Here is a 19,130-nt window from a genome sequence, read left to right on the forward strand (position 1 = left end):
CCGATCGGTCCGGCCGGCGCTGCTGTGGTTTCAGCAGGCAGCGCCGGCGTTCATCGGCTGGGGTTCATGACGCAGGTTCGTTGACCCGCGTTCATTGCCCCGGATGATTGCCCGGGATTCATGCCCCGGGTTCATTGACCCAGGTTCAGGCGGGGAAGACGCCGGTCGACAGATAGCGATCGCCGCGGTCGCAGACCACGAACACGATGGTCGCGTCGCGGACTTCTTCCGCGATCCGCAGCGCGACGCACAGCGCGCCGGCGGCCGAGATGCCGCAGAAGATGCCTTCCTCGCGCGCCATGCGGCGGGCCATGTGTTCGGCGTCGGCCTGGCTGACCGGCTCGGTGCGGTCGATGTAGCGCGCATCGTAGATCTTCGGCATATAGGCTTCCGGCCATTTGCGGATGCCCGGAATGCGCGAGCCTTCGGCCGGTTGCGCGCCGATGATCTGGATCGCCGGATTCTGTTCCTTCAGATAGCGCGACACGCCCGTGATCGTGCCGGTGGTGCCCATCGCCGAAACGAAATGCGTAACGCGGCCTTCGGTGTCGCGCCAGATCTCGGGACCGGTGGTCTCGTAGTGGGACTGCGGATTATCGGGATTGGCGAACTGGTCGAGGATGACGCCCTTGCCGTCGCGCTCCATCGAATCGGCCAGGTCGCGCGCGTATTCCATGCCGCCCTTGACCGGGGTCAGGATGATCTCGGCGCCGTAGGCCGCCATGCTCTGGCGGCGCTCCACGCTCAGGTCCTCCGGCATGATCAGCACCATCTTGTAGCCGCGGATCGCGGCTGCCATCGCCAGCGCGATGCCGGTATTGCCGGACGTCGCTTCGATCAGCGTGTCGCCGGGCTTGATGCGGCCGCGCGCTTCGGCACGCGCGATCATCGACAGCGCGGGCCGGTCCTTGACGGAGCCAGCCGGATTGTTGCCTTCGAGCTTGCCCAGAATCACATTGCCACGCTCGGCGTTGGCGGCTCCGGGAATACGCTGCAATTGCACCAGCGGCGTATTGCCGATGGTGTCTTCGATCGTCTTGTAGGCCATGATGGGGCGAGTCCAAATGTCGGCGCCCATTGTAATGCAGTCGTCATGACCCTGCCGCCGGCGGGGCGGCGGGCGGTGCAAGCACTGCCAGAACGGCGAAGGGCTGCGGCGCTGGGAGGCAGCGAGGCAGCGAGGCAGCGAGGCAGCGAGGCAGCGAGGCAGCGAGGCAGCGAGGCAGGATCGCCCGCCCCGCTGCCAGGTTCCTCAGACGCGCGTGCGGCCCTTGCCGAGCAGGTGGTACAGCAGGATCGCGCCGAAGGTGGCGGTGCCGATGCCGCCCAGCGTCATGCCGCCGAAGCGCAGCGTCAGGTCGCCGGCCGCGACCGTCAGCGTGGCGCCGACGGTGATCAGGTTGCGCGAATCGGAGAAGTCGACGCGGTTCTCGACCCAGATCCGGCCCGCGGTAGCGGCGATCAGGCCGAACACCACGATGGTCAGGCCGCCGATCACCGGGCCCGGAATGGTCAGGATCAGCGCACCGAACTTGGGCGAGAAGCCGAGCAGGATCGCCACCAGCGCGGCCACCACGAAGATCAGCGTCGAGTAGATCCGGGTCACCGCCATCACGCCCATATTCTCGGCATAGGTGGTCACACCGGTACCGCCGCCGGCGGCCGACAGCATCGTCGCGACGCCGTCGCCGATAAAGGCGCGGCCGATATACGGGTCCAGATTGCGGCCGGTCATCACGCCGATCGCCTTGATATGGCCAAGGTTCTCCGCCACCAGCACGATCGCCACCGGCGCGATCAGCAGCATCGCGTTCAGTTCGAACACCGGCGTGGTAAAGGCCGGCAGGCCGAACCAGCTGGCGCTGGCGACGCCGGAGAAGTCGATCGGCTTGCCAAGGCCGAACGCATTGGCGCACACCCAGTAGGCCAGATAGCCGATCAGCCCGCCGATCAGCACCGGCAGCCGGCCGATCATGCCGGGCGCGCGCACCGCCACCAGCCCGACGGCGACCACGGTCAGCAGGCCGATCCAGGTATCGAGCGCGGCCGCGCTGACCGCCTTGACCGCGACCGGCGCGAGATTCAGCCCGATCGCGGCGACGATGGCACCGGTCACCACCGGCGGCATCAGCCGTTCGACCCAGCCATAGCCGGCGGCCTGCACCACCAGGCCGATCACGGTGTAGAGCAGGCCGGCGGCGATGATGCCGCCGAGCGCCAGCGGAATATTCGGATTCGGGCCGCTGCCGGCATAGCCGGTGGCCGCGATCACGACGGCGATGAAGGCGAAGCTGGAACCGAGATAGCTGGGCACGCGGCCGCGCACGCACAGGAAGAAGATCAGCGTGCCGATGCCCGAGAACAGGATGGCGATATTGGGATTGAAGCCCATCAGGATCGGCGCGATCGCGGTCGAGCCGAACATCGCCACCACGTGCTGGATGCCGGCCAGCACGGTCTGCCCGGTGGGCAGCCGTTCATCCGGCGCAATCACGCCCTCGGTCTTCAGTGTCCAGCGCGGCAGGAATCCCGCCTCGTCGCCATTCGCCATCGTTCAGCTCCCGTTCTGAGGTGGCCGCTGGCGCGCCGCGCCCGGCCGTTCTTGGTGATGTGTTGGTGATGTGTTGTGGCCGGCAGGGCTTGCCGCACGCCGCGGCGTGCGCCCCCGGTGGCTCCCGGACCGCGCATCGCGCGCCGCCAGCCCCTTCCCTCCCCATGGAGAGACGAACGAGGCGCCCTGCCGCAGCGCCCGCATCATACTCCCTGGCCCAGGGCCTGCGAAGCGCCACGGCGTCCGATCGGTGGCGCTGACCGGCCGCGTCGCGACATCGCCACGCCGCTGATGCGCTAGCACGAGCCATACCAGCACGGGCCGGCAGCATGGACTGAGGGCGCCGCCAGGCCGCTCAGTGCGCGGCCTTGTTCGTCTTGCCGGAACCCTTGCCGGCGGGCGAGACTGCCGCCGCCGTCGGCGCGGCGGCGGTCTGCTTGCCTCCCTTCGCCGCGGGCAGCGCCCCGCCCCGGCCGATGTTCAGCCCCTCGTTCTGCAGACGCACCACCGACTTCGGCCCCAGGCCCTTGACCCGCTCGGCCAGATCGTTGGCGTCCTTGAATGCGCCCTGCTTGCCGCGCTCCTCGACGATCCGGCGCGCCATCGCCGGTCCGATTCCCTTGACCGAGGTCAGCGCCGCCTCGTCGGCACTGTTGACGTCGACAGCGGCCAGCGCGCTGCCGGCCAGCGCCATCGACATGCCAAGACAGCACGCCAGCGCCAGCAAGGTTTGCTTGATCATGAACAGGCTCCTTCTCCGGTGACCGGAGTTCGGCTTCGTTGGCGATGCCCGGACGGGCATGCCGCCCCGCCGTCGCGACGGGGCAGGCCGAGAATAAGAGCGAGGGGAACAGTCGGCGCGCCGCGCAACAAATGTTGACGCGATTTGGCCGGAAAGCGCGGCGCCGGTTTGCGGCGATACGACAGGGAGGAAGCGGCCGCGGGGAAATCGGCGGCCGCGCGGGCTTCAGCGTGCGGGCTTCACTTGCCCAACTTCAGCCGCCGCGCTCGAGCAGCCAGCGGCAATAACGCGCCACGCCTTCCTCGACCGTATAGAACGGCGCGGTATAGCCGGTGCCGCGCAGGCGCGACACATCCGACTGCGTGAAGCACTGGTACTTGCCGCGCAGCGCGTCGGGGAACTTGATGTATTCGATCAGCCCTTCTTGCTCCATCTCCTCCAGCGTCAGCGGCGGCTTGCCTTCGGCGCCGCGCAGCGTGTTGACCACGGTGGTCGCGATGTCGTTGAACGGCTGCGCGCGCCCGGTGCCGAGATTGAAGATGCCGGACTTCTCGGGATGGTCCAGGAAGAACAGGTTGACCTTGACCACGTCCTCGACCGAGACGAAGTCGCGGCTGTGCCCGCCGGGGCCATAGCCGCCGTATTCGCCGAACAGCTTGACGGTGCCGTCCGCGCGGAACTGGTTGAAGTTGTGGAAGGCCACCGACGCCATGCGGCCCTTGTGGCCCTCGCGCGGACCGTAGACGTTGAAGTAGCGAAAGCCCACGATCTGCGAGTGCGCATTCGGCAGCGTGCGCCGCACCAGCTGGTCGAACAGGAACTTCGAGTAGCCGTAGACGTTCAGCGGCTTCTCGTATTCGCGGTCTTCCTTGAAGGTTTGCGAGGCGCCGTAGGTGGCCGCCGACGAGGCATAGAGAAACTGCACGCCCTGCTCCAGGCACGCTTCCATCAGCGCCTTGGAGTAGCGGTAGTTGTTCTCCATCATGTAGCGGCCGTCGGTCTCCATCGTGTCCGAACAGGCGCCCTCATGGAAGATCGCGCGGACCTTGCCGAATTCGCCGCGCGCGAAGCGGTCCAGGAAGTCGGTCTTGTCCAGGTAGTCGGCGATCTCGCAATCGACCAGGTTATGGAACTTGTCGGCGCGGGTCAGGTTGTCGACCGCGATGACGTTGTTCTCGCCGCGCTCGTTCAGCCCCTTGACGAGGTTGCTGCCGACGAAACCGGCGGCGCCGGTGACGATGATGGTCATGGTGAATCCAGCAGTGATAGGAGGCGCGTCAGCCTTGCGCCGCGCCGAACAATTCGGGATAGCTGACCACGGCCGTGCCCAGCTTGCCGACCACGATGCCGCCGGCGCGATTGGCATGCTGCACCGCTTCCTTCAGCGGAATGCCGGCGCCCAGCATGGTGGCAAGCGTCGCGATCACGGTATCGCCGGCGCCCGACACGTCGTAGACCTCGCGCGCCTGCGCGGAGACGTGCAGCACTTCGGCCTCGGTGTACAGCGTCATGCCTTCCTCGGAGCGCGTCAGCAGCAGCGCTTCCAGCTGCAGCGCGCGGCGCAGGTTCTGCGCGCGGATGGTCAGGTCGGCCTCGGTCTTCCAGGCGCCGACCACATGGCGCATCTCCGCGCGGTTCGGCGTGATCAGCGTGGCGCCGCGATAGCGCGAGTAGTCGTCGCCCTTGGGGTCGACCAGCACCATCTTGCCGGCGGCGCGGCCGCCTTCGACCATGCGCGACACATGGGTCAGGCCGCCCTTGCCGTAGTCGGACAGCACCAGCACCTGGTAGTCGCCGATCAATGCCTGGAAACGGTCCTGCACCGACAGCAGCACCTCGTGCGCCGGCGGGTTCTCGAAGTCCACGCGCAGCAGCTGCTGCTGGTGCGCGACCACGCGCAGCTTGATGGTGGTATTGACGCTGCGGTCGCGGTAGAGAAACGGCTGGACGTGTTCCGCGGTCAGCAGGTTCTCCAGCATGCTGCCGGGTTCGTCGTCGCCGACCACGCCGAGCATGCCGACCGACGCGCCCAGCGCGGCGGCGTTGCGCGCCACGTTGGCGGCGCCGCCCAGGCGTTCCTCGCTGCGCTTGACCTGCACCACCGGGACCGGGGCCTCCGGCGAAATCCGTTCGACATCGCCGAACCAGTAGCGGTCCAGCATCATGTCGCCCACCACCAGGATGCGCGATTGCTGGATCTGTTCGCGAGAGATCGGGTTCCTGTTCATGAGCTTCCTTTTGGCCGGCGCGCCGCTCGGCGGCCGCACCGGCATGTTGCGTCAGGCCGCCGCCGCGGGCCGGCCGATCGCGTGATATTCGATACCGGCCTCCTGCATCGCGGCCGGTTCATACAGATTGCGCCCGTCGAACACGACCGGCGTCTTCAGCCGCCGCCGGATCTGCGCGAAGTCCGGGCTGCGGAACACCTTCCATTCGGTGACGATCGCCAGCGCGTCGGCGCCGTCCAGCGTCTCCATCTGCGCGTCGCAGAAGGTCACGCGGTCGAAGCCGCCCTCGATCCCGGCCAGGTCCTGCGCCAGCGCGCGCCGCGCCTCCTGCATCGCGACCGGATCGTGCACCCGCAGCGACGCGCCGCGCGAGACCAGATCGCGCGCCAGCACCCGCGACGGCGCCTCGCGCATGTCGTCGGTATTCGGCTTGAACGCCAGGCCCCAGATCGCGAAGGTGCGCCCGCTCAGGTCCTCGCCGAAGCGCCGCACGACCTTGTCGCCGAGCACGCGCTTCTGCGCGTCGTTGACCGCCTCGACCGCCTCCAGCACGCGCATCGGCTTGCCGCTCGCTGCGGCCGTGCGCATCAGCGCCTGCACGTCCTTCGGAAAGCACGAACCGCCGTAGCCGGCACCGGCATAGAGGAAACTGTAGCCGATCCGCGGATCGGAGCCGATGCCGAGCCGCACCAGCTCGATATCCGCGCCGACCTCGTCGGCCAGGTTGGCCAGCTCGTTCATGAACGAGATCCGCGTCGCCAGCATCGAGTTGGCCGCGTACTTGGTGAACTCCGCCGAGCGCACGTCCATGTAGAAGGTGCGCTCGTGATTGCGGTTGAACGGCGCGTACAGCGCCCGCATGATCGCCTTGGCATGGCGGCCGGCGGCGTCGTTGTTGCAGCCGAGCACGATGCGATCGGGGCGCATGAAGTCCTCGACCGCGGCGCCCTCCTTCAGGAATTCGGGATTGGAGACCACCGAGAACTGCAGGTCCTCGAGCCCGCGCTTGGCCAGTTCCTCGCGGATCGCCGCCGCCACGCGATCGCCGGTGCCGACCGGCACGGTCGACTTGTCGACCACGATCTTGAAGCCCGTCATGTGCCGGCCGATATTGCGCGCGGCCGCCAGCACGTATTGCAGGTCGGCCGAGCCGTCCTCGTCGGGCGGCGTGCCGACCGCGATGAACTGCACGTCGGCATGGTCGACCGCGGCGGCGACGTCGGTGGAGAACACCAGCCGTCCGGCTTCGCGGTTGCGCTGGATCAGGTCCTTCAGGCCGGGCTCGTAGATCGGCACGCCGCCATCGTTGAGCAGCGCGATCTTCTCTTCATCGACGTCGAGGCAGAACATATCGTTACCCAGCTCGGCGAGACAGGCGCCGGTGACCAGGCCGACATAACCGCTGCCGATGATGGTGACTTTCATGAGGACGACTCCGTGAGACGGGGCGGATCAGGCTGGACGCGGACTCAGCCGAGCGCTTCGGTGCGCCGCGGCGCGTAGGATTCCCAGCGGTTGCAGCCGGGGCACTGCCAGTAGAACAGGCGGGCGCGGAAGCCGCACTCGCGGCAGGTGTAGCGCGCCAGGTTGCGGGTGCGCAGCTGCAGCAGGTCGCGGATCGCGGCGTCTTCCTGCGCGGTGGCATCGGCGGGGGTCGCATCGGCGGTGGCGTTGGCCGCGTCCGCGGCGGGCGCGCCATTGCCTTCGGCGACGTCCGCTGTCGCGGGCGCCGGCGCGGCCAGCGCGGCGCGCGCGTCGAAATAGCGGGTCAGCGCCTGCAGCGACGGCTGGCGGCGCAGCTGCTCGCGCATCAGCGCGGCGGCGGCCGCCGGGCCGGCCAGTTCCAGTTCGGTGCGATAGGCGGTATCGAGCAGTTCGGGGGCAAGACCCGTCTTCAGCAGCCCGCGCAGCCATTCGAGTGCCTTGCCCTGTTCGCCCAGGTCGCGATACGCCTTGACCACGCGATCGGCCACCAGCGGCAGGTAGCTGGCGTCCTGGCGCTCGATGCCGAGCCAGTGGCCCAGCGCCGCGCCGAGATCGCCCGACGCCATGGCGACGTCGCCCAGCAGGATCGGTGCGCGCACATTCTTCGGATTCTCGCGCAGCGCCTGCTCGAGCCAGCCGATCGCCTCGTCGGCTTGCTTGCGCTGCAGCGCGTCCTGCGCCAGCTCGCAGCAGAACTGCGCGATCTGCACGCTGTAGTCCTGCTGGGTCGCACTCTGCAGCTCGCGCGCGGCGTCGATCGCCTTGCGCCATTCCTTCTCGACCTCGTACAGCTCCAGCAGCACGCGCTTGGCCGATGCCGCATAGGGGCCCGACATCAGCGCGCGCAGCGCGTCCTCGGCGCGGTCCAGCAGGCCGGCGCGCAGATAGTCCTGGCCCAGTTCGTACAGCGCATGCTCGCGCTCGGTGTCGGGCAGATCGGGACGCGTGGCCAGGTTCTGGTGCACGCGGATCGCGCGCTCGGTCTCGCCGCGGCGGCGGAACAGCGCGCCCAGCGCGAAATGCAGTTCGGTGGTTTCGGGATCGAGCCGCGCGACCTCGATGAAGGCATCGATGGCCTTGTCCGGCTGCTCGTTGAGCAGGAAGTTCAGGCCCTTGAAATATGAGCGCGGCAAGGCGCCCTGCTCGCTGATCGCCTGCCGCAGGTCGAGGCGGGCCGCCATCCAGCCGAGCCCGAATACGAGCGGAAGGGCGAGCAGCCACCAGGTTTCAAAATTCATTGCTTAGACTTTCGGGCCGATTACGTTGTAAGGCGCCACGGCCTTGGAAGTCGACGCGCCGGCGCCATCGTCGACCGGCGTGCGTGCATTGCCGACCGCACGGCGCAGCCGGGCGATCTCCAGCCGCTGGCGCATCAGGCTGGGCGCCACCGAGATCAGCGCGGCCAGCGCGCCGAGCACGAAGGCGGCGAGCAGGATCAGAATCAGGGGCGCGCGCCAGACCGCATCGAAGAACAGCTGCAGCGACACATCGGCGGTATTGCGCAGGGCGAGCACGAACAGCAGCGCGAACAGGACGATACGGATAATCCAGGCGACAAGTTTCATGCGATTGACGAGGTGTCTGCGGCGGCGTGGCGGCGAAATGGCGAAGAAGGCGAAGAAGCGTCCGTGCGCGCGCCGGCTGTCGATATCCGAATGGCCAGCCGGCCGCGGGCGGCGGTTCCCCGGCATTGTAGCGGAATCGATTGGCGCACACGGCGCGATCAGGCCTGGCGATGCGGGCAATTTTCGGCGTCTCGTCGCGATACGGAAAGGTCACTCAGACCAGCCCGCCAGTGCCGCGGTTCCGTGCCTCGCCATGCGACGGGCATAAAAAAAGCGCTCCTTGCGGAGCGCTTTTCGATTTCCTCGCCGCTTCGTTGCCGAAGCCGCTGGAATTCAGGACTGCGCCAGATTCAGGCCGGAGCCTTCCTGCTGGACGCCGGTCATCGCGGTGCCTTGCGTCAACGAACCGGTCAACGAACCGGACAACGAACCGCGTTCGCCGCCCAGCGGGGCATGCCCATTGGCGGCGCCGCCGCCATTGCCGTTCAGCCCCAGCGCGGCGCCGTCGACACCGTTGCCATTGGCACCGTTGCCGCCGTTGCCGTTGACACCATGATCGCCGTTACCGCTGCCGTTGCCGGCCGCCGGATTGCGATCGACCCGCTCACGCAACTCCTTGCCCGCCTTGAAGTGCGGTACCCGTTTCTCAGGCACCAGCACCCGCTCGCCGGACTTGGGATTGCGCCCCACGCGCGGCGGCCGGCGATTCAGGCCGAAGCTGCCGAACCCGCGGATCTCGATGCGATGGCCATCGGCCAGCGCATCGGACATCGCGTCCAGGATCGTTTTCACCGAGATGTCCGCGTCCCGCAGCAGCAACTGCGGAAAGCGGGCAGCCAGCTTTTCGACGAGCTCGGACTTGGTCATGGCATCCGCGCGTGAGTTGGACGGTCGCGATGGACGCGATTACTGGTTGTCCTGGCCCAGCTTGGCCTTCAGCAGCGCGCCCAGGTTGGTCGTGCCAGCCGTGCCGGTGTCGGCCTGGAACTTCTGCAGGGCTTCCTGCTGCTCCGCCGAGTCCTTGGCCTTGATCGACACGTTGATGTTGCGCGACTTGCGATCGATGTTGACGATCACCGCCGTCACCTGCTCGCCTTCCTTCAGCACGTTGCGGGCATCCTCGACACGGTCGGCCGAGATTTCCGAGGCGCGCAGATAGCCTTCGACGTCGTCGGCCAGCTGGACCACGGCACCCTTCGGGTCGACGGTCTTGATCGTCGCGGTGACGATCGAGCCCTTGTCATTGGCCGAGATGAAGTTGTTGAACGGATCGCCCGACAGCTGCTTGATGCCCAGCGAGATGCGTTCCTTGTCGACATCGATGCCCAGCACCACGGCCTCGACTTCGTCGCCCTTCTTGTACTTGCGCACGGCCTCTTCGCCCGACTCTTGCCAGGACAGGTCCGACAGGTGCACCAGGCCGTCGATGCCGCCCGGCAGACCGATGAACACGCCGAAGTCGGTGATCGACTTGATCTGGCCGGTCAGCTTGTCGCCCTTCTTGTGGTTGCGGCTGAAGTCGTCCCACGGATTGGCCTTGCACTGCTTCATGCCCAGGCTGATACGACGCTTGTCTTCGTCGATATCCAGCACCATGACTTCGACTTCGTCGCCCAGCTGGACAACCTTGGACGGGGCCACGTTCTTGTTGGTCCAGTCCATTTCCGACACGTGCACCAGGCCTTCGATGCCGGCTTCGATCTCGACGAACGCGCCGTAGTCGGTCAGGTTGGTGACCTTGCCGAACAGGCGGGTGCCTTGCGGGTAGCGGCGCGAGATGCCGACCCACGGATCTTCGCCCAGCTGCTTGACGCCCAGCGAGACGCGGTTCTTCTCCTGGTCGAACTTGAGGATCTTGGCGGTGATTTCCTGGCCAACCGACAGCACTTCGCTCGGATGGCGAACACGGCGCCATGCCAGGTCGGTGATGTGCAGCAGACCGTCGATGCCGCCCAGGTCGACGAACGCACCGTAGTCGGTGATGTTCTTGACGATGCCGTTGACGATGGCGCCTTCCTTCAGGGTTTCCATCAGCTTCTGGCGCTCTTCGCCCAGGGTCGCTTCCACCACGGCGCGGCGCGACAGCACCACGTTGTTGCGCTTGCGATCCAGCTTGATGACCTTGAATTCCAGGGTCTTGCCTTCGTACGGCGTGGTGTCCTTGATCGGACGGACATCGACCAGCGAACCCGGCAGGAACGCGCGGATGCCGTTGACCATCACGGTCAGGCCGCCCTTGACCTTGCCGGTCACGGTACCCGAGATGATTTCGCCGTCTTCCAGCGCCTTCTCGAGGTTCAGCCACGATGCCAGGCGCTTGGCCTTGTCGCGGGACAGGATGGTGTCGCCATAGCCATTCTCGAGCGCGTCGATGGCCACGGAAACGTAGTCGCCGGCCTGCACTTCGAGTTCGCCCTGGTCGTTCAGGAACTCCTCCACCGGGACGAAGGCTTCAGACTTCAGGCCGGCGTTGACGACCACGAAATTGTGGTCGATGCGCACGACTTCGGCCGAAATCACCTCGCCAGCCTTCATATTGGAGCGGGCGACGGATTCCTCGAACAGTGCGGCAAAGGATTCGTTGTTTTGCAGGTCGGACATAAACGTAAGTTAGCAATCCGCAATACCGTGGCCGGCGCGACGATCACGCTCAGTCTGCCAGGGCAGCGGGGTCAGGTTGAACCATGCCGGCGGCCCGTTCCGCCTGCGGACGCGTTCGTTGTCGCGTTCGCTGCGGCCGGCTGCCGGCGCCCGATGGCGCGGCGCGGTCACCCCTGGGTCAGCGGACCCAGTTCGGCGTGCCACGCCAGCACCTGCGCCACCGCCTGATCCACCGTCATGTCGGAGGTATCGAGCAGTCGCGCATCTTCCGCGGGACGAAGCGGTGCGGCGGCACGGGAACGGTCCCGCGCGTCGCGTGCTTCCAAATCACGCAAAAGGTTTTCGATACTAGCAGAAATTCCCTTATCAATCAATTGTTTATAGCGCCTGCGGGCGCGTGCCTCGACGCTTGCGGTCAGGAACACCTTCAGGCGCGCGTCCGGGAAGATCACGGTGCCCATGTCGCGCCCGTCGGCCACCAGGCCGGGCAGCTTGCGGAAGCCCCGCTGCAGTGCCGTCAACGCATCGCGGACCGGCTGATGGACCGCCAGCGCCGAAGCCCGGTTGCCGATCGCCTCGGCGCGGATGGCCAGGCTCACCTCTTCGCCCGACAGCCAGACCCGATCCGGACCGAACTTGACATCGAGGCGACCCGCCAGGTTTGCAAGGGCCGGCACGTCGGACGCGTCGATGCCGGCGCGTTCGCTGGCCAGCGCCACCAGACGGTACAGCGCCCCGCTGTCGAGCAGATGGAAGCCCAGCGCGTCGGCGACCTTGTGCGCCACGGTTCCCTTGCCGGAGGCCGTTGGCCCGTCGATGGTGACGACTTCAGCGATAGTCATTTCTTATCAAGACAAAAGCAACGATCAATTTCTCGATCTAATTGAGAACCATTATCATTCTTCCATCGGTAGGGAGCGTCGATCCGCGGCTCCCGCAGACCAACGAGGCAATCTACCATGGCAAAAACCCTGTCGTTCGGCATCATGCACCTCGGCATCGCGTTCAGCGTGACCTATGCGCTGACCGGCAGCATTGCCATCAGCGGTGCCGTCACCTTCATCGAACCGGCCGTCAACACGGTGGCCCACTACTTCTTCGACCGTTACTGGGAGCAGCGCGAACGGCGCAAGGCAGCACAGGCGGACGCGCCGGCCGATGCCGGGCGTGACAGCGGGATGGCGATGGCGGCGGCGCAATAGGCCCGCCTGGGCCGCGCCAGCCGGCCCGGCGACCCGGCCGCTCTGACCAGGATTCAGCGGACCACCTGGCCAAACACGTCGAAATAGTCGGGAAACGTCTTCGCCACGCAGCGCGGATCGTTGATGCGGATCGGCAAGGGCCCGAAGGTCGCCAGCGAGAAGCACATCGCCATCCGGTGGTCGTCATAGGTGTCGATGCCGTCGGCGGGCGTGCGCCACTGCGCCGGCGGCGCGATGCGCAGATAGTCCTGGCCGGCCTCGATGTCGGCGCCGAGCTTGCGCAGCTCGGCCGCCATCGCGTCGATGCGATCGGTCTCCTTGACGCGCCAGCTGCCGATATTGGTCAGCGTGGTGGGACCGTCGGCGAACAGCGCCGCCACCGCCAGCGTCATCGCCGCGTCGGGAATATGGTTGCAGTCCAGCGCGATGCCCGTCAGCCGGCCGTCGTCGCGGTCCACGCCGCGCACCTCGATCCAGTTGGCGCCGGCCATCACGTTGGCGCCCATCCGGTTCAGCGCATCGGCGAACTGCACGTCGCCCTGGATGCTTGCCAGCCCCACCCCTTCGACCCGCACCGGACCGCCGCCGATGGCGCCGGCGGCCAGGAAGTACGAGGCCGACGACGCGTCGCCCTCGACGAAGATTTCACCGGGAGAGCGGTAACGCGCCCGCGCCGGCAGCACGAAGCGCGACCAGCCGTCGCGCTTGACCTCGATGCCGAAGCGCCCCAGCAGATTCAGCGTGATCTCGATATAGGGCTTCGAGATCAGCTCGCCCACCACCTCGATTTCGATGCGGCCGCCCGGCGCGTCGGCGAGCGGCAACGCCATCAGCAGCGCGGTCAGGAACTGGCTGGACACATCGCCGCGCACGCGGATCGGCCCGTCGATACGGATCTGGGACGGCTGCAGGTGCAACGGCGGATAGCCCTCGTTGCCGAGGTAGTGGATGCGCGCGCCGACCTGGCGCAGGCCGTCGACCAGATCGCCGATCGGCCGCTCGTGCATGCGCGGCACGCCCGACAACCGATAGTCGCCGCCCTGCAGCGCCAGCGCCGCGGTCAGCGGACGGATCGCGGTGCCGGCATTGCCCATGAACAGCTCGGCCGCCTTGACCGGAAACTTGCCGCTGACGCCGGTGACCAGATGATCGTCGCCGTCCTTGCGCCATGCCACGCCCAGCGTCTTCAACGCGCCGAGCATCACGCGCGTGTCGTCGGAATCGAGCAGGTCGCGCACCCGGGTCTCGCCCTCGCTGAGCGCGGCCAGCAGCAGCACGCGGTTGGAGATGCTCTTCGAGCCGGGAAGGCGAACCGTGCCGGCGGCACGGGTGAAGGGGCCAAGCGTCAGATGTTCCATGGTCGGGCTACGGTCGGGACGGCATACGAAGGGCAACAAGGCAGCGCGGGTTGGCGGCAGGATCGGCCGACATCACGGCTCGATGTCCGCCGCGGCGGCGCGCTCGGCGCCCCACTGCAGCCGGGCCTGGCTGGCGCGGGCGAACACGCGTTCGAGCGCGTCGCCATTGCCGGCCTCGATCTGCGCCTTCAGATGGGCCAGCACCGACTGATAGGTATTGAGTTCGCGCAGCAGCGCCTCGCGATTGGCCAGGCAGATGTCGCGCCACATCTCGGGCGACGACGCGGCGATCCGCGTGAAGTCGCGAAAGCCGCCGCCAGCACAGGCAAGCTTGAGCGCCGCGTCCTCGGCATTGGCGACCTGCGCGACCAGCGCATAGGACAGCAGATGCGGCAGGTGGCTGACCGCCGCGAACACCGCGTCGTGCTGCACGGCGGACATGATCTCGCAGACACCGCCGGCGGTCTCCCACATCGCGCGCACCGCCGCGACATCGGCCCGGCTGTTCTCCTGCAGCGGGCACATCACGACCTTCTTGCCGTCGTAGAGATCGTCGAGGGCGGCCTCGACGCCGTTGAGCTCGCGTCCCGCGATCGGATGGGCCGGCACGAACTGCGCGACCTTGTCGCCGAGCGCGGTCTTGGCCGCCATGATCACGTCGGACTTGGTGCTGCCCGCGTCGGTGACGATGGTGCCGGGCTGCAGATGGGGCTCGAGCGCATGCAGCAGCGCGAAGGTCTGCGCCACCGGCGCGCACAGCACGATCATGCTGGCGCCCTGCGCGGCGTCTTCGAGCGAGGCGGCGCGGTCGATCACGCCAAGCGCCAGCGCGCGTTCCAGCGAGGCGGGAGAACGGCCGACGCCGACCACTTCGCCGACGACACCGGCACGTTTCAGGGCTCGGGCCAGGGAACCGCCGATCAGGCCGACGCCGACGATCACGACACGGGAAAAATGCAGGGCACTCACGACAGTACGCCGAGATCGGCGGCGGAAAGGAGGAAAACCGGCATTGTAGCCGGTCGCTGCGCGCAGGCGGGCGCCGGTGGCGCCGATATGGCAGACAGGGCGCCAGCGGCGCCCTGTCGGGAGTTGGACCGCGGCGCCCCTACTGCAGCGCGCGCTCCAGCGCTGCGATAAAGGCCGCGTTCTCCTGCGGCAGCCCGATCGTCACGCGCAACCACTGCGGCAGCCCATAGCTGCCGACCGGCCGCACGATCACGCCCTGCTTGAGCAGCGCCAGATTGACACGCGCGCCCGCCTCATTGTCGTCGCCGACACGGACCAGCACGAAGTTGCCGTACGAAGGCACATATTCGAGGCCGAGCCGATCGAATGCCGCCACCAGCTGCGCCTTGCCCTCGCGATTGAGCGTCGCACTCTTGCGCAGGAAGGCCTCGTCGCCGAGCGCGGCCACCGCGGCCGCCTGCGCCAGGCTGTTGACGTTGAACGGCTGGCGGATGCGGTTCAGCAGATCGGTCAGCGCAGGCTGCGCGACCGCATAGCCGACCCGCAGCCCGGCCAGGCCATAGGCCTTCGAGAACGTGCGCGAGACCATCAGGTTCGGATACCTGCGCACCCACTGCACCGACTCGTACTGGTCCTCGGGGTCCAGGTACTCGTTGTAGGCCTCGTCGAGCACCACCACCACGTCGGCCGGCACCTTCGCCAGGAAGGCTTCGATCTGCGGGGCCGGCAGGAAGGTTCCGGTCGGATTGTTCGGGTTGGCGATGAAGACCAGGCGGGTATCGGGCGCGATCGCCGCCGCCATCGCGCCGAGATCGTGGCCATAGTCGCGCGCCGGCACCTCGATCGCACGGGCGCCGATTTCCTGCGTCGCCAGCGCGTAGACCGCGAACGAGTACTGCGCGTAGACGATCGATTCGCCCGGCTTGACCAGCGCATGCGCGGCCAGCTCGAGGATGTCGTTGCTGCCGTTGCCCAGGGTCAGCCAGTCGGCCGGCACGTCGTAGCGGGCCGACAGCGCGGCCTTCAGCTCGAAGCCGTTGGAATCGGGATAGCGGCCCAGCTCGGCCACCGCGGCCGCCATCGCGGCCTTGGCCGACTCCGGCATGCCGAGCGGGTTCTCGTTGGAGGCCAGCTTGACGATGGTTGCCTCGTCGAGGCCGAATTCGCGCGCGACCTCGGCGATCGGCCGGCCCGCGACGTAAGGGGAAATCGCCCGCACATATTCCGGACCGAACTGCCTGCCCTGCTCTGCCATATCGACTCCTGATTGCCTTGCCTCGGCCCGCCGCGGGCCCGGTGTTCCACCTTGGGTTGTTCTGTCCGCAGTGCGCTGCCTGCCTGCGTGCGTGCTACTTGCTGGACGGATACGAGCCCAGCACCTTGAAGTACGCCGCGTTGGCGCGCAGCTGCTGCAGCGCGCGTTCGACCGCGGCATCGCGCTGGTGGCCCTCGATATCGACGTAGAAGTAGTACTCCCAGGCCCCGCTGCGCGCCGGCCGCGATTCGAAGCGGCACATCGACACGCCGTTGTCGGCCAGCGGCGCCAGCAGCTGGTAGACCGCGCCGGCCTTGTTCGGCACCGACAGGATCAGCGAGGTCTGGTCGCTGCCCGACGGCTCGGTCTCGTAGCGGCCGATCACCGCGAAGCGCGTGCGATTGTGCGGATCGTCCTGGATATGCGAGCGGATGATGTGCAGGTGATAGCGATTAGCCGCGGTCTCGGCGGCGATCGCCGCCACCGTCGGGTCCTCGCTGGCCATGCGGGCCGCCTCGCCGTTGCTCGACACCGCCTGCCGCTCCAGATGCGGATAGTTGGCTGTCAGCCAGTGCTGGCACTGGGCCAGCGCCTGCGGATGGGCGCGCACCACGGTCACGCCCTTCATGTCGGGCGACGACGCCATCAGGTTGTGATGGACCTTGAGCGCGATCTCGCCGCTGATCTTCAGCGAGGTCTGCAGGAACAGATCGAGCGTGCGCGACACCGCGCCCTCGGTCGAATTCTCGACCGGCACCACGCCGTACTCGACTGTGCCGGCCTCGACCGCGCGGAACACCTCGTCGATGCTCGGGCACGGCACGCCGGCGACCTCGTGGCCGAAGTGGGCGTACAGCGCCTGCTCGGAGAAGGTGCCGGCCGGGCCGAGGAAGGCGACTTCCAGCGGCTTCTCCAGGCCGCGGCAGGCGGACATCACCTCGCGCCAGATCGCCGCGACGCTGTCGCCGCGCAGCGGCCCGGGGTTGTTGCCCTGGACCTTGCGAATGACCTGCAGCTCGCGCTCCGGCCGGAACACCGGCGCGCCGAACTTCTTCTTCACTTCGCCGACGTCCAGCGCCAGCTGCGCGCGGCGGTTCAGCATCGCCAGCAGCTCACGATCGACGGCGTCGATCTGCTCGCGCAGCGGTGCCAGTTCCACGGACAGCGCGCGCTCCTGCTCCTCGGTCGGCATGGCAGGCTGCTGGCCCTGGGCAGCGGCCGCAGCGTTTTTATCTTGGTTCGTCATGATGGAAATCCCGATTCGCCATCGATCGGCAGGCCACGCCCACGCAGGACCGTCTCGCCGCCGATGGCGCAATGGCCGCCGCTCAGGCGGCGCTGCGCTCGAACTCGCGCATATAGTCGATCAGCGCGGTGACACCCTCCAGGGGCATCGCGTTATACAGGCTGGCGCGCATGCCGCCCACCGACTTGTGGCCCTTGAGCTGGACCAGCCCGTTGGCGCGCGCGCCGGCCAGGAAGGCCTCGTTGCGGGACTCGTCGGCCAGGAAGAACGGCACATTCATGCGCGAACGGCAGCTCGGATCGATCTCGTTGCGATAGAAGGCGCTCTGGTCGAGGAAGTCGTAGAGCGCGCGCGCCTTGGCGATATTGCGCTGCTCGATGCCGTCCACGCCGCCCTGCCGCTTCAGCCATTTGAACACCAGCCCGGCGATATAGATCGCGTAGGTCGGCGGCGTGTTGTACATCGAATTGTTGTCGTTGACGACGCGCCAGTTGAACGCCGACGGGCACAGCGGATGCGCGTGGCCGAGCAGGTCCTCGCGCACGATCACGATGGTGACGCCGGCGGGGCCGATATTCTTCTGCGCGCCGCCATAGACCACCTGCACGCGCGACCAGTCGATCGGCCGCGACAGGATATGGCTCGACGCGTCGGCGACCACCACGCGGCCGTGGTTCTGGCCGATATCGGGCACTTCCTGGAATTCGACGCCGACGACGGTCTCGTTGGTGCACAGGTGCACGTAGGCGGCATCATCGGACAGCTGCCAGCTCGCCGGATCGGGGATGCGCGCGAAGCGCTGGTCCACGCTGCTGGCGGCGATATGGCTGGCGCCGTAGCGGCGGGTTTCCTGCTCGGTCTTGACCGACCAGGTGCCCGTCACGATGAAATCGGCCTTGGGCCGCTCGGGGTTCAGGCGTCCGATCAGGTTCAGCGGGACGATGGCGTTCTCGCCGATGGCCCCGCCCTGCAGGAACAGGATGCGGAATTCCTTGGGGACGCGCAGCAGCTCGCGCAGATCGGCCAGCGCCTCGTTGTGGATCCCCTCGAACTCCTTGCTGCGGTGGCTCATCTCCATCACCGAGATGCCGGTGCCGTGCCAGGAGAGCATTTCTTCGGCTGCCTGCTGGAGCACCTCGGCCGGCAGCGTCGCGGGGCCCGGGGAGAAGTTGTAGACACGTTCGGCCATGGCGCGCTGCATCATGGCGGCAAGGGCGGGATTCTGGGGATCGTTCATGAACGGAAAGAAAAATGGCTGCTTGGGATAGCCCAAGCAGCCATTATTACCTAAAGACGCATTTCGTTGGCGCCCCGGCGTCGCCGAGATGGCGCACCGGACGCCGGCGCCCGGCTTACTTCGATGCCGCGGTGACTTCCTTCTCGGCGGCGTCGCGCATCGACTTGCCGACCTGCGGGCCGTACTTCTGCATCATCGAGCCCCAGATTTCCTGGGTCGCCTTACCCTGGTTCGCCATGAACTTCTGGCCGGTCGGCGACTTCAGGAAGGTGGTCAGGTCGCGGATTTCCTGGGCGGTGTAGTACTTGCCGAAGGCGTCATAGTGCGCCTTGATCGCGTCGTTCTTGAACGCGTCGGTGCCGAACTGCTTGCCGGCGCCGTCGACCATGCGCTGCACCGCGCCGTTCTTCTTCAGCTTCTCGACCGCGGCCTGCTTCTGCGCGTCGCTCAGCGTCTTGTTCTCGACCAGCACCTGTTCGAGCACCAGCGGCGCTTCCTGCTTGGCGCCGGCCTGCCAGTTCTCGGCCTGGCCCTTGACGGCCTGGTCGGCCTGCATCACGGACAGCAGTTCCTTGATCGCCGCGGTCTTGTCCGCGTCCTGCGCGCGCGCATGCTGCGCGACCATCAAGGCCGGAACAAAAGCAGCCAGCACAGCAATACGTCGAGTGGTGTTGAGCATTATGACTCCCTG

General features: G+C 67.3%; 17 protein-coding genes and 1 pseudogene. 1 reads left to right on the plus strand and 17 read right to left on the minus strand.

The genetic code is table 11. The features are described 5' to 3' along the window. Positions 1 to 145 precede the first annotated feature (145 nt). The 11 genes and pseudogenes from cysM to cmk form a co-directional block, all read right to left on the minus strand. Positions 146 to 1,048: a cysteine synthase CysM gene (gene cysM, locus F1599_RS19215; protein ID WP_149317896.1), complete on the minus strand. Its 903-nt coding sequence runs from the start codon at positions 1,046 to 1,048 to the stop codon at positions 146 to 148. Positions 1,049 to 1,252: 204 nt separating this feature from the next. After that, positions 1,253 to 2,551: a solute carrier family 23 protein gene (locus tag F1599_RS19220; protein ID WP_149317895.1), complete on the minus strand. Its 1,299-nt coding sequence runs from the start codon at positions 2,549 to 2,551 to the stop codon at positions 1,253 to 1,255. A 355-nt stretch (positions 2,552 to 2,906) separates the two neighbouring features. Next, positions 2,907 to 3,293 (minus strand): ComEA family DNA-binding protein, encoded by a 387-nt coding sequence (locus F1599_RS19225; RefSeq protein WP_149317894.1) that lies wholly within the window; start codon positions 3,291 to 3,293, stop codon positions 2,907 to 2,909. Between the two features lie 253 nt (positions 3,294 to 3,546). After that, positions 3,547 to 4,542 carry an ADP-glyceromanno-heptose 6-epimerase gene (gene rfaD / locus F1599_RS19230; RefSeq protein WP_150084145.1) on the minus strand — a complete coding sequence of 332 codons (996 nt, stop codon included), beginning with the start codon at positions 4,540 to 4,542 and terminating at the stop codon, positions 3,547 to 3,549. Between the two features lie 28 nt (positions 4,543 to 4,570). Next, positions 4,571 to 5,521: a D-glycero-beta-D-manno-heptose-7-phosphate kinase gene (rfaE1, locus tag F1599_RS19235; RefSeq protein ID WP_149317892.1), complete on the minus strand. Its 951-nt coding sequence runs from the start codon at positions 5,519 to 5,521 to the stop codon at positions 4,571 to 4,573. A gap of 51 nt (positions 5,522 to 5,572) precedes the next feature. Continuing rightward, positions 5,573 to 6,946 carry a UDP-glucose dehydrogenase family protein gene (locus F1599_RS19240; RefSeq protein ID WP_150084146.1) on the minus strand — a complete coding sequence of 458 codons (1,374 nt, stop codon included), beginning with the start codon at positions 6,944 to 6,946 and terminating at the stop codon, positions 5,573 to 5,575. A 44-nt stretch (positions 6,947 to 6,990) separates the two neighbouring features. Next, positions 6,991 to 8,244, minus strand: coding sequence for a lipopolysaccharide assembly protein LapB (gene lapB / locus F1599_RS19245; protein WP_150084147.1), 1,254 nt, complete (start codon positions 8,242 to 8,244; stop codon positions 6,991 to 6,993). 3 nt (positions 8,245 to 8,247) lie between these two features. Continuing rightward, positions 8,248 to 8,571: a LapA family protein gene (locus F1599_RS19250; protein ID WP_149317889.1), complete on the minus strand. Its 324-nt coding sequence runs from the start codon at positions 8,569 to 8,571 to the stop codon at positions 8,248 to 8,250. Between the two features lie 548 nt (positions 8,572 to 9,119). After that, positions 9,120 to 9,438 (minus strand): annotated as a pseudogene (locus tag F1599_RS26675) (integration host factor subunit beta); the annotation flags it as partial. A gap of 39 nt (positions 9,439 to 9,477) precedes the next feature. Further along, on the minus strand, positions 9,478 to 11,172 hold the full coding sequence (gene rpsA / locus F1599_RS19260) for a 30S ribosomal protein S1 (protein WP_149317887.1): 1,695 nt from the start codon (positions 11,170 to 11,172) through the stop codon (positions 9,478 to 9,480). A 167-nt stretch (positions 11,173 to 11,339) separates the two neighbouring features. Continuing rightward, entirely contained in the window at positions 11,340 to 12,014 is a 675-nt protein-coding gene (cmk, locus tag F1599_RS19265) for a (d)CMP kinase (RefSeq protein WP_149317886.1), read from the minus strand. Positions 12,015 to 12,131: 117 nt separating this feature from the next. On the opposite strand from cmk, the gene F1599_RS19270 reads away from it, so the two are divergent. Next, on the plus strand, positions 12,132 to 12,374 hold the full coding sequence (locus F1599_RS19270) for a DUF2061 domain-containing protein (protein ID WP_150084149.1): 243 nt from the start codon (positions 12,132 to 12,134) through the stop codon (positions 12,372 to 12,374). Positions 12,375 to 12,427: 53 nt separating this feature from the next. On the opposite strand, the gene aroA is transcribed toward F1599_RS19270, so the two are convergent. The 6 genes from aroA to F1599_RS19300 all read right to left on the minus strand — a co-directional run bounded on the left by aroA (position 12,428) and on the right by F1599_RS19300 (position 19,118). Continuing rightward, positions 12,428 to 13,732 carry a 3-phosphoshikimate 1-carboxyvinyltransferase gene (aroA, locus tag F1599_RS19275; RefSeq protein ID WP_150084150.1) on the minus strand — a complete coding sequence of 435 codons (1,305 nt, stop codon included), beginning with the start codon at positions 13,730 to 13,732 and terminating at the stop codon, positions 12,428 to 12,430. A gap of 72 nt (positions 13,733 to 13,804) precedes the next feature. Continuing rightward, positions 13,805 to 14,701, minus strand: coding sequence for a prephenate dehydrogenase (locus F1599_RS19280; RefSeq protein WP_150084151.1), 897 nt, complete (start codon positions 14,699 to 14,701; stop codon positions 13,805 to 13,807). Positions 14,702 to 14,840: 139 nt separating this feature from the next. Then, positions 14,841 to 15,956 (minus strand): histidinol-phosphate transaminase, encoded by a 1,116-nt coding sequence (gene hisC / locus F1599_RS19285; protein WP_150084152.1) that lies wholly within the window; start codon positions 15,954 to 15,956, stop codon positions 14,841 to 14,843. A gap of 94 nt (positions 15,957 to 16,050) precedes the next feature. Beyond that, positions 16,051 to 17,202 (minus strand): prephenate dehydratase, encoded by a 1,152-nt coding sequence (gene pheA / locus F1599_RS19290; protein ID WP_149317881.1) that lies wholly within the window; start codon positions 17,200 to 17,202, stop codon positions 16,051 to 16,053. Between the two features lie 82 nt (positions 17,203 to 17,284). Continuing rightward, positions 17,285 to 18,439 carry a 3-phosphoserine/phosphohydroxythreonine transaminase gene (serC, locus tag F1599_RS19295; protein ID WP_150084153.1) on the minus strand — a complete coding sequence of 385 codons (1,155 nt, stop codon included), beginning with the start codon at positions 18,437 to 18,439 and terminating at the stop codon, positions 17,285 to 17,287. Between the two features lie 115 nt (positions 18,440 to 18,554). Then, positions 18,555 to 19,118 (minus strand): DUF2059 domain-containing protein, encoded by a 564-nt coding sequence (locus F1599_RS19300; protein WP_053821306.1) that lies wholly within the window; start codon positions 19,116 to 19,118, stop codon positions 18,555 to 18,557. Positions 19,119 to 19,130 lie beyond the last annotated feature (12 nt).

It is taken from the genome of Cupriavidus cauae (genome assembly GCF_008632125.1).
Taxonomy (GTDB): domain Bacteria; phylum Pseudomonadota; class Gammaproteobacteria; order Burkholderiales; family Burkholderiaceae; genus Cupriavidus; species Cupriavidus cauae.

Bases quoted from the DNA above. Each gene is read 5' to 3' on its own strand.
- cysM (WP_149317896.1), bottom strand. From the start codon at position 1,048: ATGGCCTACAAGACGATCGAAGACACCATCGGCAATACGCCGCTGGTG.
- aroA (WP_150084150.1), bottom strand. From the start codon at position 13,732: ATGGAACATCTGACGCTTGGCCCCTTCACCCGTGCCGCCGGCACGGTT.
- F1599_RS19240 (WP_150084146.1), bottom strand. From the start codon at position 6,946: ATGAAAGTCACCATCATCGGCAGCGGTTATGTCGGCCTGGTCACCGGC.
- F1599_RS19220 (WP_149317895.1), bottom strand. From the start codon at position 2,551: ATGGCGAATGGCGACGAGGCGGGATTCCTGCCGCGCTGGACACTGAAG.
- F1599_RS19225 (WP_149317894.1), bottom strand. From the start codon at position 3,293: ATGATCAAGCAAACCTTGCTGGCGCTGGCGTGCTGTCTTGGCATGTCG.
- F1599_RS19270 (WP_150084149.1), top strand. From the start codon at position 12,132: ATGGCAAAAACCCTGTCGTTCGGCATCATGCACCTCGGCATCGCGTTC.
- serC (WP_150084153.1), bottom strand. From the start codon at position 18,439: ATGAACGATCCCCAGAATCCCGCCCTTGCCGCCATGATGCAGCGCGCC.
- pheA (WP_149317881.1), bottom strand. From the start codon at position 17,202: ATGACGAACCAAGATAAAAACGCTGCGGCCGCTGCCCAGGGCCAGCAG.
- rpsA (WP_149317887.1), bottom strand. From the start codon at position 11,172: ATGTCCGACCTGCAAAACAACGAATCCTTTGCCGCACTGTTCGAGGAA.
- F1599_RS19250 (WP_149317889.1), bottom strand. From the start codon at position 8,571: ATGAAACTTGTCGCCTGGATTATCCGTATCGTCCTGTTCGCGCTGCTG.
- cmk (WP_149317886.1), bottom strand. From the start codon at position 12,014: ATGACTATCGCTGAAGTCGTCACCATCGACGGGCCAACGGCCTCCGGC.
- rfaE1 (WP_149317892.1), bottom strand. From the start codon at position 5,521: ATGAACAGGAACCCGATCTCTCGCGAACAGATCCAGCAATCGCGCATC.
- lapB (WP_150084147.1), bottom strand. From the start codon at position 8,244: ATGAATTTTGAAACCTGGTGGCTGCTCGCCCTTCCGCTCGTATTCGGG.
- rfaD (WP_150084145.1), bottom strand. From the start codon at position 4,542: ATGACCATCATCGTCACCGGCGCCGCCGGTTTCGTCGGCAGCAACCTC.
- hisC (WP_150084152.1), bottom strand. From the start codon at position 15,956: ATGGCAGAGCAGGGCAGGCAGTTCGGTCCGGAATATGTGCGGGCGATT.
- F1599_RS19300 (WP_053821306.1), bottom strand. From the start codon at position 19,118: ATGCTCAACACCACTCGACGTATTGCTGTGCTGGCTGCTTTTGTTCCG.